Source organism: Methyloversatilis sp. XJ19-49, from assembly GCF_024580145.1.
GTDB lineage: Bacteria > Pseudomonadota > Gammaproteobacteria > Burkholderiales > Rhodocyclaceae > Methyloversatilis.
Genome location: NZ_JANINI010000008.1, coordinates 54,640 through 67,496, shown reverse-complemented (window position 1 = coordinate 67,496; position 12,857 = coordinate 54,640). Strand labels below are relative to the sequence as shown.

Below are 12,857 nucleotides of genomic sequence, written 5' to 3'. Positions count from 1 at the left end.
CGCTGGAGAGGAAGGGCTGGGCAGCGCAATGTGCCCGCCCGTTTTCAACTCAGACGTCCGGCGCGGCGAAGGGTTTCCACGATCTGTTCGACTTCCTCTTCCTGCGTGCTTGAAGAAATCGTCAGCATGCTGCCATCCACATCGAGCAGTGGCTGCCCCTGCCCGGAAACGACCCTCACCTCGACTCGCTCGCCCGCAGGGACGACTGCACCGAGGCTCGGTGGCTGGCCGGAATCCGCATCCACCACCACGATGAGGCCGGCATCGAGGAGGATGCCTGCAATCCGCAGGAAGTCCGCCGTCGCCGCCGGCAGCACGATGGTGTGCCGTCCAATCGACATGAGCTTCTGCTCAAGTCGGCAGGCGTCTACGCCCTCGCCCGCCCACAGCAGCAACGGCGACTGCTGCTTGAGTGCCGCGCGTTCGGCGCGGCCGGTGCCGAGCTGAGTCCAGCCGAGATCGCGCGGTTTGCTGCGCGCGCCGTGCAGCAAGCCGGCACCGACGGTGTTGTTGCTCAGGCGGTCGATCAGGATGAAGCTGCCGGTGTCATGCACCGTTTCATACGGGTCGAACGCGATCAGGCGGTCGGTCACCAGCGCGACGCGGCCGATTTCGTTCAGCGCCAGCGCCGCCGCTTCGCCGCGCTCCATCGTGTTCACATTGACGCGGTATTCGATCGCGTTGATGGTGGCGCCGACGGTGCGCGTGCCGCTCTTCATCAGATAGCTGCGGCCGGTGGCGAGCGCTTCGTCGCTCATCCACACCAGCGTGGCGTCGAAACTGTCGCCGGCGCCGGACGGTTGCGCCGCCGCGACGATGACGTCGCCCCGGCTGCAGTCGATCTCGTCGGTCAGCGTCAGCGTGACCGACTGGCCGGCCACCGCTTCCGGCAGATCGCCGCCCGAAACGACGATGCGCTCGACCGTGCTGTCGCGGCCGGACGGCTGCACGCGGATGCGGTCACCGGGGCGCACGGTGCCCGAAGCGATCAGTCCGGAGAAGCCGCGGAAGTCGAGGTTGGGGCGATTGACCCACTGCACCGGCAGACGGAACGGACCGCTCGTCTGGATGTCATCGATCGGTACCGTTTCCAGGTGCTCCATCAGCGTCGGGCCGGCATACCAGGGCGTGCGATCGCTCTTGTCGGTGATGTTGTCGCCCCGGAGCGCCGACATCGGAATGCACAGGATGTCGTTCAGACCGATCTGCGCCGCGAAGGTGCGGTAGTCGCGCTCGATGCGGTCATACACGTCCTGCGAGAAGCCGACCAGATCCATCTTGTTGATGGCGACCACCACGCGCCTGATGCCGATCAGCGACACCAGGAAGCTGTGGCGGCGCGTCTGCGTCTGCACGCCGTGACGGGCGTCGACCAGGATGATCGCCAGGTCGGCCGTCGAGGCGCCGGTCACCATGTTCCGCGTGTATTGCTCGTGGCCCGGCGTGTCGGCGACGATGAACTTGCGCCGGTCGGTCGAGAAAAAACGGTAGGCCACGTCGATCGTGATGCCCTGCTCGCGCTCGGCCGACAGGCCATCGACCAGCAGCGCGAAGTCGAGATCGCCGCCCTGCGTGCCGACCTTCTTCGAATCGGCTTCGAGCGCGGCCAGCTGGTCTTCGAACAGCATTTTCGATTCGTACAGCAGGCGGCCGATCAGCGTGCTCTTGCCGTCGTCCACGCTGCCGCAGGTGATGAAGCGAAGCAGGCTCTTGTGCTCGTGCTGCTTGAGGTAGGCACCGATGTCTTCGGCGATCAGGTCGGAAACGTGTGCCATATCAGAAGTACCCTTCCTGCTTCTTCTTTTCCATCGAGCCGGTCGAATCGTGGTCGATCACGCGGCCCTGCCGCTCCGAGGTCGTCGTCAGCAGCATTTCCTGGATGATGTCCGTCAGCGTCGCGGCGGTCGATTCGACCGCGCCGGTCAGCGGATAGCAACCCAGCGTACGGAAGCGCACGCTCTTCATCTGCGGCACCTCGCCCGGGCGCAGCGGCATGCGTTCGTCGTCGACCATGATCAAGGTGCCGTCGCGCTCGACCACCGGACGCTCCGCGGCAAAATAGAGCGGCACGATGGGAATGTTTTCCAGGTGGATGTATTGCCAGATATCGAGCTCGGTCCAGTTCGAGATCGGGAACACTCGGATCGACTCACCCGGATGCTTGCGCGCGTTGTACAGCTTCCACAGCTCCGGGCGCTGGCTCTTCGGGTCCCAGCGATGCTGCGCGGTGCGGAACGAAAAGATGCGTTCCTTGGCGCGCGACTTCTCTTCGTCGCGACGTGCGCCGCCGAATGCGGCGTCGAACTTGTACTTGTCCAGCGCCTGCTTCAGGCCTTCGGTCTTCCACAGATCGGTGTGCAGCGCCGACCCGTGGTCGAACGGGTTGATGTTGCGCGACTTGGCATCGGGATTGATATGCACGAGCAGGTCCATGCCCAGCTTGCGCGCCATCGCATCGCGGAATTCGTACATCGCCTTGAATTTCCACGTGGTATCGACGTGCAGCAGCGGAAACGGCGGCACCGACGGGTAGAAGGCCTTGGCGGCCAGGTGCAGCATCACCGCGCTGTCCTTGCCGACCGAATAGAGCATGACCGGGTTTTCGGCCTCGGCCACCACCTCACGCATGATGTGGATGCTCTCGGCTTCCAGCCGCTGCAGGTGGGTCAATGTAGTCATCGTGATGAAAACCGAGAAGCAGGGTTGCGCATCGGCCCGAAGAGGCTGGCTGACGCGGAAGGACCAGGATTTTACATTGCGCGCGTGCCCGTGGGTACGGCTGCGCGATTTGCAGGGCCATACAGGCTGCTGGATCGGCTCATTCGAGCGACCAGATTGCCCCTGAAGCAGGGTATCCAGTCAGCCCGCAGACCGCATATCTGCATGGACGCAGTCCGCGAGCCACCGGACACTCCGTCTCTGCGTATGCGCTTCGGCTCGTTGCTTGCCGCCGCGGCCACCCCAACCCTAACTTGGCTATCCGCGAATGAGGCAGTCCGGCCCCGAGGTCACCTGCACTACGACCTGCCAATCGACGGCTACTGGATTGTCGCCAGTTCCACGTCTAATTATCTGCAACATGACTCTGCCGGACTCGCGCGCCTGCTGCACGGCTTGCTCAAACATTGCGCGGTTCCTTGGACATAGACGGCGCGCGCCGTGACCTTTAACGGAGGCGGAGCAGCCAAATAAGTCATGCAGGTGCATCACGCAAAGAAGTTGCAACTCTAGGGATACAGCTTCTGATGAATCAGGAAGGGCTCTTCAGATCATCGGGAGTTGGTGCAAACGTACGGGGCGAAAATCCTAGATCGCGGACAGCATCGCTGTAGTCGAAAACCATATCGACATTCATCCGCTCCACCATACCAAACGACAACGTTGACCTTGGACGAGCCACCGACCACGCTGACACCACGCACCGGAAAATCCAGTGCGGCACCTTGACTAACCGCGGCCGTCGCGTCATTCCAATAAAGATGCGTTCGATCATTGTCCGGTAAGTCAACCTCTCTTTGCCACACAGGTCGTAGGAACGCCTTGCAGCGGCGGGCGACCACCCAGCCGCGACGACTGCATGCGCAAGATCCTCGGCATGTAACGGTTGGCGCAGCCCGCGCGCGGAACCCAGTAGAGGAAAGAACCCGAAACGCCTTATGAAGGCGGCTACGGCACCCACATTCTTGTCTCGTCCGAAACCGTAGATCAGCGTCGTGCGAAGGATGACCCATTCGACGCCATTGCTCTCCGCCCATGCGATCAACGCACGCTCGCCGTCGATAAGCCGCTTCACGGTCAATTGCTCACGTGGATCGGAAGAATCAAGCTTCGTAAACCGGCTCGTCGAGGATACGGCAACCACACGCTTGGCTCCGCTCGCAAGCACGGTTGCCAGATACTCCGGAAGTATCCATATCGGCGCGAGGCAAAACCATACTTCAACCCGGTCAACGTTAGCGACATTGAGTTCCGCGGTCGGTCGCCACGCCACGGACTCGATCTCACACACCTGCGCGCTGCGCGAATAGGCACGGATCCCGCAACCCTGCTCGCGCAGACTTTCGAGCAGTATCGGGCCAACCAGTCCACGCGCACCCAGAACTGCGACTGTAATCCTCTCAGCGATCACCTACTCTCCCACGGAGACCACGGATGAAATGAACCGACGCCAGCAGGGCAAATCGTGTCCAGACGCCGACGGCCACAATCCACATGAGAAGACCTGGATACTGATGGCGGAAAAACTTTCGGTAGAACCGCATCATGCCGCGATGCTTGTGCCACTCAACAAAGATAGGGCGATTACGGCTGCATGCCCCAAGTGCGTGAACAACGCGCGCCGTCGGCACGAACACGATGCGCCACTCCCTTTGGCGGAAGCGCATGCACCAGTCCAGATCCTCGCAATGCAGGAAGTAGCCCTCATCCCAGTTGCCAACATCGTCGACAGCGGTTTTGCTGACAAGCATGCATGCGCCGGAAATCGCCTCGACGTCGATCGGAGCCAAGGGCAGTGGCTGCTTGTGCAGATAGAAGTCGAAGAATAGCTTCGGCCAGCGCGACGAGAAACGGCTCAGTCCGGTCATGCGCACCAACGACCGCCAGGGAGTCGGCACTGCACGACGCCCGCCGCCCTGCTCACTTCCATCCTCGTTGAGCAAGAGCCCACCAACCATCCCGACGTGGGACTGCTCTGCGAAAACTTCCAGCATTCTCGCGATCGCCCCAGCCTCAAGGCTGCAATCCGGATTAAGGAAGAGGATGTACTCGGTAGAACAGGCCCGCAGACCCACATTGCAGGCTGCGGCAAATCCTGCGTTGTACCCGTTTCGGATGCAACCAAAGTAGGGGTCGCTGCCGAACTCGCGTTCGCACTCGACCAGACTGCCGTCCGTCGAATCGTTGTCGACCACCAGCACCTTGCGAGAGCCTGCCAGTGCGCCACGCACGCACTCCGTGAGCAGCGAACCGGCGTTGTAGTTGACGATGACTACAGATAAGTCGTCCCGACCAGGCAACACTACGGGCGTCGTCATCGCGCGGACTGCCGGGACACACGGAATCCGGCCCCTGGGAAAAGTGACTTGTCGAGTGCAATCCAGACGTCCCGCACGCTCGCCCTGCGCACGCGCTGTATCGCCTTACGCTGCACCCAGACGGCCGGCAGCGCCCGCACTGCGTCGCGCTTGGCTCGCATCATGACCGCCGCCTGCCCCGAGCGCATCGCAGCAGCCAGATAGGCGAAGTTCATCAGAAGATGCAAAGGTAAAAGAAGCCAGAACAATGTGGAAGGCATGTTTTTAACATAATTGAAGATGATGTTTCGATGCCCGTAATAAACCGCGAAATCACTTCGCCGCCCGGTCAATGCGGAACCAATGTGTCGCACGATCGCGTCGGGGACGTAGCGGCAACCGTATCCGGCCAATCGGAGCCTGAAGCCGAGGTCGACATCTTCGAGATAGCAAAAAAAATTCTCATCGAAACCACCGCACTCCATCAAAGCAGAGCGGCGATAAAGCGCCGCAGCCGCGCACGGCGCGAAAACCTCCTCCTCGACCAGAAAGCGAGCTGCGGCGGCGCCGCCATGCCCCCGTCGGGCAGGCTTTCCGCTGACCGACAGAACGTCACCGGCACCATCCAGCCTGCAGGCATTACCATGATCGAGCATCCGGCTTGCAAAGCTGGCGCACGACGGATTCTCGCTGGCCGAACGGAGAAGTGCCTGCAGCCAGCCAGGCGCGGGAAACGCGTCCGGATTGAGCAGAGCCACGTACTCGACGTCACTGCAGCGTGAAATGGCAAGATTGTTGGCTGCGGCAAAGCCGAGATTTTCGGGCGACAGAACCAGCTCGCAAAGCGCGCGGCCCCGGACGACCGCCTCAAGCCGGTCTGCATCGGCGCTACCGTTGTCAATTACCAAAATGCGACGAGGCTGAAACGTCTGCGTATCGAGTGCGTCGAGCACGCTACCCAGCAGCCCGCTGGCGTTCCAAGTCACGATGACCACGGCAACTGTCGTCACATCGAATCCTTGCGCCTCGATCTGCGCGCAAACGGAGTATGGAAATACAGTCGCCGCAGCAATGCGCGAACAGCCGCAGCAGGTGTCGTCCACGGCCGGGCCTTGCCGGTATTCATTTGCTTGTAGGGCGCAACGAATCCGCGATCGAGTGCTCGCATCGACGCGGGCAATGCCAATGGATCGTCAATACCCTCGTCGATCTGCACGAGTAGCGATGGACGGACATGCCCGCAGGTCACCATCTGCGCAAGGCTGGCACGCGGGATGAAGTCGTCGGCAATGGCACGACGGAGCCAGGTTACCCACAAGTGACCCTGCGGATTGGCGCAGGACACCCATGGCTGGGAGTTCATGTCGGTGTAGTGGAGCAGACGTGTATCGCCCGGACTATATCGTTCAAGAGCATTCCAGCCTGCGGGAAGCACGCGACCTACACTTCGAGCGACCCGCATGTCGTACATCAGTGCGCCGTAGTCCAACTCGCCGGCGTCAAGGCGGGCGACGATGCTCTCGATCCGCCAGTCCAGCGCTGCACAGTCGAGGAGCATGACACTGAACTGCCCGCGGCGCCCATGGTCCTCCTCGATCACCGTCAACAGATCGTGATCATGAAATTCCTGACACCAGAGTTCGGCAATATCGGAGAACACCAGCATATCCGCATCAAGATAAATGGCGCGGCCGGCGTGCCCACAAAGTTCGGGGATAAGGAAGCGCTGGAACGAGAATGGCGTGCGCGGCCGGTTCACAAGATCGGCAGGCATCGGAATCTCGCGGCCCTGCGAATGGAGTGCAACAAGCGTTACGGGCAGCGAAGCAGAAGCGCGGATCGAGAACTCGAGCACGCGCATGGGCAGCAATTCAGCCTCCGTACAGGCAACGAACACGCGCACGGGACCTTCGACCTCGACAACACTCGGCGCGTGCACGCTGGCATCCATCAACGTCGTCTCATGAAAGCAACGGCGCAAGCGCGAATGCTGCGTGCGGAATGCGCGCCATCCGTGGCCGGACACGCTCTACATAGCGTTGCACGCACGAATGCGCGGCGATCCTTCGCACCATCTCGGGCAACAGTTGGCTTCGGTCGAAGTGCTTGGCGGGCTCGTCGACCAGCACATTGCGGAAGTCGAAGTCTGCATGCAGAAAACCGTTCAACCCCGAGACGCTGCGCTCGAAGTCGAAGACCAAATCCTCATAGTGCAGATGCAGAACATCGTGCCGCGCCTCGACCTGCTCGATCGCTTGAAAGGCCGCGACCCAGGCTTCGAGCATCGCGTCGAAATCGGTGATGGATTTCCACCAGTCCCGTCCCAGGCGCGCCGCCTCGAGCCGGCGCAGCATCGAGTTGACGACATCGAGCGGATTACGCGTGACGTGCAGGTAACGCACTCCGGGAAGGCTCAGCACCTGATCGATCTCACGCGCGTAGGCCGGCAGCTTGTCGCCCCAGAGTTGCAGTGCCGCGCCGGGATGCAGTTGCGCGTGATGATGTGAATAGATGAAGTGCAGCGTCGGCCATACGGCCGAACGATCGAAATTGTGGCTGTGTATCGAGTCAAGCGTAAGCGTCTCGCGCGGCGACAGTTCGCGCATTCCGTTCTGCAGGGCCTTGGCCCGGCGGGTTCGGGTGTCGAGCAGCTTTTCGAGAACCTGCACGCTCTTCAACAGATTCTCTTCCGACGAAATGAATACGCCAGGCGCCGAGTTGAGAACCTGAAGCACGGCGGTCGTACCGCTGCGCGGGCTGCCGCCTATCAGCAAGACCCCATTCTTCATGAGGCCCTCGGTCGTGGATGTCTGGCCAGCATCAGGGCACTCTTCGCTGCCTCCTGCAAGGGGCGCACATCCGTGAACCTTTCGAGCAAAAGGCGCTCGCCTCCCTGCCCCAGTCGCACATCCGTGACCACGACACCGTCGTCGGACAATGAATCGGCCACGTCATCAACGTATTCCGAAACCGGGTAATGGAACCCCCAGGACTTGCGGGAAAAAACGAAATCCACTGGCCGACACGCGGCAATCGACCAATTCCCGACCTCACACAGCCGCAGGTCGCCGGGGGCAACACCGTTCAGCGCCAGGAATTCCGCCGTCACCTCCAGCGATGCCGTGAAAACGTAGGTCTGATTGAAGCCTGTCGGCGCGGTCTGAATACTGCTCAGGTCGACCGACTTGTCAAACAGGTAGATCACCGGCTTTTCGGCACCGCAGCAGCGGTACAGCAGCAAGTCAATCAAACCGATGCCGCAGCCGATATCAAGGATGCTGCGACAAGTTGCGGGAAGGCAAGACTTGATGGCAGTAAAGAAAACGCGATTGGCTTCCAGATAGGAAGCAATGAACTCTTCCTGAAAGGCGCGATTCTCGAGAATGGTCGCAAACACATCACCTTCCCCTTCATAGCGTCGACGGACCTCGGCCGCGGCACCCTGCGCAAGCAATACATGCAGCACCGAAAGAGGAAAGACGATACCGTCATGAATGACGGTAGCCGAGGGCGAGGGCGGGACAGAAACTTGAATGTCTGGCATCAGATATCCGGAGAACAGGAACAGCGATGAGACGAAATCAAAGCGGCAGATTCACGATGAACGCACGGCCTGCCCAGCTGTAGTTGAAAAAATCCGAAACAAAATGTGGATTATGCATACGCCACTCATCGAATGCCTTGTGCACACCTCGGTCCGGACGTCCGCGATAACAGAACCAGTCGTCGAAGAGCAGCACGGCTCCGTCGACCAGTCGCGGACCCAGGAAATCGAGACACTCCTTGGCCGAGCTGTAAAGGTCACAATCGATATGGGCAATGGCAACGTCTGAACCGGCGAGCTGCGTCGTCGTGGACTCAGCAACGAGACTGTCCGAAAAAAAACCCGGAATCAGACACACCCGATCGACCGGGACACCCTCGCCTTCGATCAGCGCATACACAGTGCGGCTGTCCGTGTCGGCGAACTGTCCGGGTTGGAAGACCGCGTAACCCTCGAGCTGGTCAGCGTCGGAAAACACAGGCAGACCGCGAAAAGAATCGAAACCGAAGAATCGACTGACATGAGCGCGGCCGGTCTTCTTGCGCCAGTGAAGATCTGAACGAACGGCGCGCGCAAGAGAAACACCCTGAAACACGCCGAATTCGAAATAGTCGCCGCTTGTTTCCGACTTATAGATGAACTCGAATGCCTTGTCGAGCGCACCCGGTCGATCAATCCCCGTTACCATTTTGATTTCCAAAAAATTGAATCAATGTTCCTGACAATCTACCGTCCAATTTTCCGACCGACCCACAAGGCATGCCAATGTTCTCGCCACCCACCTAGTTCATCGATGGGAGGAACGTCGAGATTATCGGGCAATGAGCCGCCGCGCTGATCTTTCCTTCGCATTTCCGCATCATATCCGGACAGTAGCGTCTCAACCGTTCCAGTCTTCTCGAAAAGCAGACGGAGTCCGGAGTGAGAGAAGCGCCAATAATCCTCCGGAAACGGATGATAGCGCCACGAAAAAGGGACGATCTGAACAACGAGACCACCGGGCCGCGCAATTCTCACCATCTCGGAGGCTGCAGCCCAGGGATCAGCCACGTGTTCAAGAAGATTCATTGAAAAAACAATATCAAACGAATCGGTCGAAACATGGGCACAACTGCAGATATCACCGACGATTGCATCGCTCCATCCTGGATCGATATCCATCACGCGATACTCATAGCCTTCTGCAAGCGCCCTGCGCTCCCCCTTCCGGCCGCCGACGTCAAGAAAGGACTTACCGGGAGCAGCGGCTTCCCGGATGAAGCGAAAGGCAGCATCCCTGCCAACCATATCTACATGCGGCGAGTACGCCCCTTCGTTCAGAACCTTAAAATCCTTCGCGCTTCTCGGCACGACCAGCTGCAGGAATCCGGAAGCGATCATAGCCCCCGAGTCCCCTTCCTCACGGACCCTGGATTTGCTTCCTTCGAAACGCTGCTTGCGGAAAAACGAAAGTATATTCATGATCGTCAGCGAAAAATACTTTCGTCATTTGAAAAGATGTAGTTCGGAGGACTATTCAGGAATGGCCCCACGCTAGCCGCGTCTACCTCCATGAACCTGATTCGCCCGGAATTCCGATCATAATCAACCCGTCGAACACACGAAAAATAGGACTCGAGCGCGGCAAGATATTCGGTGCGAAACTCGGGCTTGATTTCAAGTGACAACACCCGAGGGGGACGTTCCTTAAGCATGCGGACCGCGCCGCGCACGAAGTCAAGCTCTCCTCCTTCGATATCGACCTTGACGTAATCGAACCGGAGCAAGGGAAATAAATCATCAATCGTGCGTATCTCGACAAGAACAGAAGCCGGGTGCTCTCCATATACTTTCGGCCGGATCTCGACGACTTCCGGATAAAGTGTAGATCCTTGGTGATGCGACGAGGAAAGGATCAGCGCACCCTGTCCCAAGCGATCGCCGATCGCCAGGTTGTAGCTGTGCAAGCCGGGGGCCCGGAGAGATTCGAGGCGAGAAAAAATCTCGGGACTTGGTTCAAACGCATGGACTTCCCGGGCTCCTTGCGCAAGATAATGGAGTGAAACATACCCGATGTTCGCTCCCAGATCGAGTACGAGGTCACCGGGACGCAACAGTTGATGCGCAACAGCGACATCGACATCATCGATTCCCGATCTCGATTTATCGAGATAAGCAATTTCGTGCTTGTTATCGAGTCGAAGTTCGATTTCATGGCCACCGATGATCAGGGCTGTTCTTGCGCAGTCAGCTTCAGATCGAGTGATTCCGGATTTTCGAACGGCGGCAGCTCCGTATCGTGTTAACTTTGAACGAAGGGCACAAAAGATATTCATTCTTCCACCTTGTCCAAGAATGTCCAACGCGCAAGCCGCTGAAGCGCGCTTCCGAGGAAAAGCTCGCCGGTCACACGGAAGCTCACGGAATCGGAAAGACAAAGCTGATCGAGGCCATCACTGCTGGAAATGAGGACAGACAACGAATATGCACCGGGGTTGAACTCAGCGTTCCCGATATCGGCCATCAACCAGCCAGGATCGGCCGGCCATTCGATATCGCTTCGAGTGGAATTCCACTCCATCAAGACGTTGCTGGTCACTTCCTTCAACAAAATACGAACCTGTATGCCTTTGGGCAACCTGGAGATGTTGATGGCAAGCGCGAGCTGTTCGCCATATGAAACTCGCTGGCCCTCCCTGAGAGGACTGTTTGAAACATAAAGGACAAGATCGACGAGTTCAGCATTCAGTGTGTGCCGCTTGCCATTCTCATTGATATCCCCGAGTCGCTCCTGATACAGCGCAATTGCCTGCTGGATATTGCCGTCGTGAATGACGCGCCCCTTTTGCAGGAAGATACCTCTGTTACACATCCGTGAAACCTGTCCCAATGAGTGAGAGACAAAGAGCACCGCAGCTTCCCGAGTCATTTCATTGATGCGTTGGTAACATTTCAGACGAAAACTCAGGTCACCGACCGCCAATACTTCGTCGAGAATCAGCACATCGGGCTTCATTACGGAAGACGCGGAAAAGCCAAGCCGGGACCGCATGCCCGAGCTGTAGAACTGCACCGGTGAATCGAAGAACTCGTCGAGCTCGGCGAAGTCGGCCACCTCTTCGACATAATGGTCAAGTTCCTTGCCGACCAGGTTCATGAGACGGCCGCGCATGCGGACATTCTCGCGCCCAGTGAGCGCCGGCTCGAAACCTGCGCTCATTTCGAGAAGATGACCGATGCGACCGTTCAGCTCGACCCGCCCCGTGTCCAGCTTGAGTTTACCGGCAATGCACTTGAGCAGCGTGCTCTTGCCGGCACCGTTCTGACCAAGAATGCCGAGAACTTCGCCTCGGCGCAGTTCAAACGACACATCGCGAATCGCCCAGAACTCCTGTACATCGAGCGTCGCCCCCTTCGTCTCTCCAGACCGTTCCCTCAGGTAGCTGCGCATGAGCCCTCGCGCACCGGACCGGAGCGAAGATTTGAAATCGCGGGAATATTTCTTGCCGGCGTTATCAACCGTGAGCAACAGATCCATCAGGCCCCCAGCCTTTCAAGCACGATAGGCACCTGCGCCTTGAGCTGCCGAGCCGACAACACGAGCAGCACCACCGCCACCAGCGTCCAGACCACCAGCGCCACCTGATAAGTGGGCGGCCTGCCCGCGATGGCATCCATCAAGGTGGCCAGCACCGGCGCCGCCGGATTGATGCAATTCACCCAGTACAGCAGCGAGTCCGCATTCTGGGTGGCTGGATAGAACACCGGTGACAGCAGCACCAGCGGAAGGTTGAAGGAGCCGATGGCCTTGTTGACGTCCGGATACAACGCCGCCCACGGTGCTAGGCTCAAGCCGAGCGCTGCCGCACTGAGCGCCACGCTCAGCAGGCTGAGCAGCACCCACAACCAAGACACTCCGTCGGGCGGAAATAGCAGTCCGAGAAAAAGCATGGCTGCTAGAACGGTGACAACACGGAGGCACAGGCCGAACAACGCTTCGAACAGGACAGCCAGCACCAATGGCTGCTCGGAAACGTTCAAGCCCCGCAGCAGCGAACGTCGCGTCCGGATCAGGCCCGACATGTCCTGCAGCAGCCGAAACCAGAACTGCAGAAGCGTGATACCCATGAAGGCCCGCAGCACATCCACCAGGTGATCGGCGCCCGAAGACTGATCGGACAAGCCCCGCTTGACGACCAGGAAGCACACCGCGTAAAGCACCGGGGTCAGGATTTCCCAACTGTAACCCAGCAGATGCTTGCGGCTCTGCAGACGGATGGCCGACAAGGCAATCGCCCAGCCGGTACGCACAGCGCTCA

The 12,857-nt window shown here is 59.3% G+C and carries 13 protein-coding genes; all 13 read right to left on the bottom strand.

The window, feature by feature from the left end; translation table 11 throughout:
- Positions 1-44: 44 nt before the first annotated feature.
- On the bottom strand, positions 45-1,775 hold the full coding sequence (gene cysN, locus NMQ16_RS10870) for a sulfate adenylyltransferase subunit CysN (protein ID WP_257080700.1): 1,731 nt from the start codon (positions 1,773-1,775) through the stop codon (positions 45-47).
- Between the two features lies 1 nt (position 1,776).
- A complete protein-coding gene (gene cysD, locus NMQ16_RS10865; protein WP_257080699.1) occupies positions 1,777-2,679 on the bottom strand; it encodes a sulfate adenylyltransferase subunit CysD in 903 nt (300 codons plus the stop codon).
- A 571-nt stretch (positions 2,680-3,250) separates the two neighbouring features.
- Entirely contained in the window at positions 3,251-4,129 is an 879-nt protein-coding gene (locus NMQ16_RS19390; RefSeq protein WP_257080698.1) for an NAD-dependent epimerase/dehydratase family protein, read from the bottom strand.
- Positions 4,119-5,036 (bottom strand): glycosyltransferase family 2 protein, encoded by a 918-nt coding sequence (locus NMQ16_RS10855; protein WP_257080697.1) that lies wholly within the window; start codon positions 5,034-5,036, stop codon positions 4,119-4,121. The genes NMQ16_RS19390 and NMQ16_RS10855 overlap by 11 nt, the downstream gene beginning before the upstream one ends.
- Positions 5,033-6,025 (bottom strand): glycosyltransferase family 2 protein, encoded by a 993-nt coding sequence (locus NMQ16_RS10850; RefSeq protein WP_257080696.1) that lies wholly within the window; start codon positions 6,023-6,025, stop codon positions 5,033-5,035. Before NMQ16_RS10850 ends, NMQ16_RS10855 begins: the two co-directional genes overlap by 4 nt.
- Positions 6,022-6,966, bottom strand: coding sequence for a glycosyltransferase (locus NMQ16_RS10845; RefSeq protein WP_257080695.1), 945 nt, complete (start codon positions 6,964-6,966; stop codon positions 6,022-6,024). The genes NMQ16_RS10850 and NMQ16_RS10845 overlap by 4 nt, the downstream gene beginning before the upstream one ends.
- 10 nt (positions 6,967-6,976) lie before the next feature.
- Positions 6,977-7,804, bottom strand: a complete 828-nt coding sequence (locus NMQ16_RS10840; protein WP_257080694.1) for a sulfotransferase — start codon at positions 7,802-7,804, stop codon at positions 6,977-6,979.
- The gene (locus NMQ16_RS10835) at positions 7,801-8,559 is read right to left on the bottom strand and encodes a hypothetical protein (RefSeq protein WP_257080693.1); all 759 of its coding nucleotides are present in this window, start codon (positions 8,557-8,559) and stop codon (positions 7,801-7,803) included. Before NMQ16_RS10835 ends, NMQ16_RS10840 begins: the two co-directional genes overlap by 4 nt.
- Before the next feature lie 37 nt (positions 8,560-8,596).
- Positions 8,597-9,247, bottom strand: a complete 651-nt coding sequence (locus NMQ16_RS10830; RefSeq protein WP_257080692.1) for a class I SAM-dependent methyltransferase — start codon at positions 9,245-9,247, stop codon at positions 8,597-8,599.
- Positions 9,248-9,285: 38 nt separating this feature from the next.
- Positions 9,286-10,020, bottom strand: coding sequence for a bifunctional 2-polyprenyl-6-hydroxyphenol methylase/3-demethylubiquinol 3-O-methyltransferase UbiG (locus NMQ16_RS10825; protein WP_257080691.1), 735 nt, complete (start codon positions 10,018-10,020; stop codon positions 9,286-9,288).
- A gap of 5 nt (positions 10,021-10,025) precedes the next feature.
- Positions 10,026-10,874, bottom strand: coding sequence for an FkbM family methyltransferase (locus NMQ16_RS10820; RefSeq protein ID WP_257080690.1), 849 nt, complete (start codon positions 10,872-10,874; stop codon positions 10,026-10,028).
- Positions 10,871-12,076, bottom strand: coding sequence for an ABC transporter ATP-binding protein (locus NMQ16_RS10815; RefSeq protein WP_257080689.1), 1,206 nt, complete (start codon positions 12,074-12,076; stop codon positions 10,871-10,873). The genes NMQ16_RS10820 and NMQ16_RS10815 overlap by 4 nt, the downstream gene beginning before the upstream one ends.
- Entirely contained in the window at positions 12,076-12,825 is a 750-nt protein-coding gene (locus tag NMQ16_RS10810) for an ABC transporter permease (protein ID WP_257080688.1), read from the bottom strand. Before NMQ16_RS10810 ends, NMQ16_RS10815 begins: the two co-directional genes overlap by 1 nt.
- Between the last annotated feature and the right edge of the window lie 32 nt (positions 12,826-12,857).

Coding starts and splice junctions, on each gene's coding strand:
- NMQ16_RS10845 (WP_257080695.1), bottom strand. CDS start 6,966: ATGGATGCCAGCGTGCACGCGCCGAGTGTTGTCGAGGTCGAAGGTCCC.
- NMQ16_RS10855 (WP_257080697.1), bottom strand. CDS start 5,036: ATGACGACGCCCGTAGTGTTGCCTGGTCGGGACGACTTATCTGTAGTC.
- NMQ16_RS10840 (WP_257080694.1), bottom strand. CDS start 7,804: ATGAAGAATGGGGTCTTGCTGATAGGCGGCAGCCCGCGCAGCGGTACG.
- cysN (WP_257080700.1), bottom strand. CDS start 1,775: ATGGCACACGTTTCCGACCTGATCGCCGAAGACATCGGTGCCTACCTC.
- NMQ16_RS10820 (WP_257080690.1), bottom strand. CDS start 10,874: ATGAATATCTTTTGTGCCCTTCGTTCAAAGTTAACACGATACGGAGCT.
- cysD (WP_257080699.1), bottom strand. CDS start 2,679: ATGACTACATTGACCCACCTGCAGCGGCTGGAAGCCGAGAGCATCCAC.
- NMQ16_RS10825 (WP_257080691.1), bottom strand. CDS start 10,020: ATGAATATACTTTCGTTTTTCCGCAAGCAGCGTTTCGAAGGAAGCAAA.
- NMQ16_RS10835 (WP_257080693.1), bottom strand. CDS start 8,559: ATGCCAGACATTCAAGTTTCTGTCCCGCCCTCGCCCTCGGCTACCGTC.
- NMQ16_RS10830 (WP_257080692.1), bottom strand. CDS start 9,247: ATGGTAACGGGGATTGATCGACCGGGTGCGCTCGACAAGGCATTCGAG.
- NMQ16_RS10815 (WP_257080689.1), bottom strand. CDS start 12,076: ATGGATCTGTTGCTCACGGTTGATAACGCCGGCAAGAAATATTCCCGC.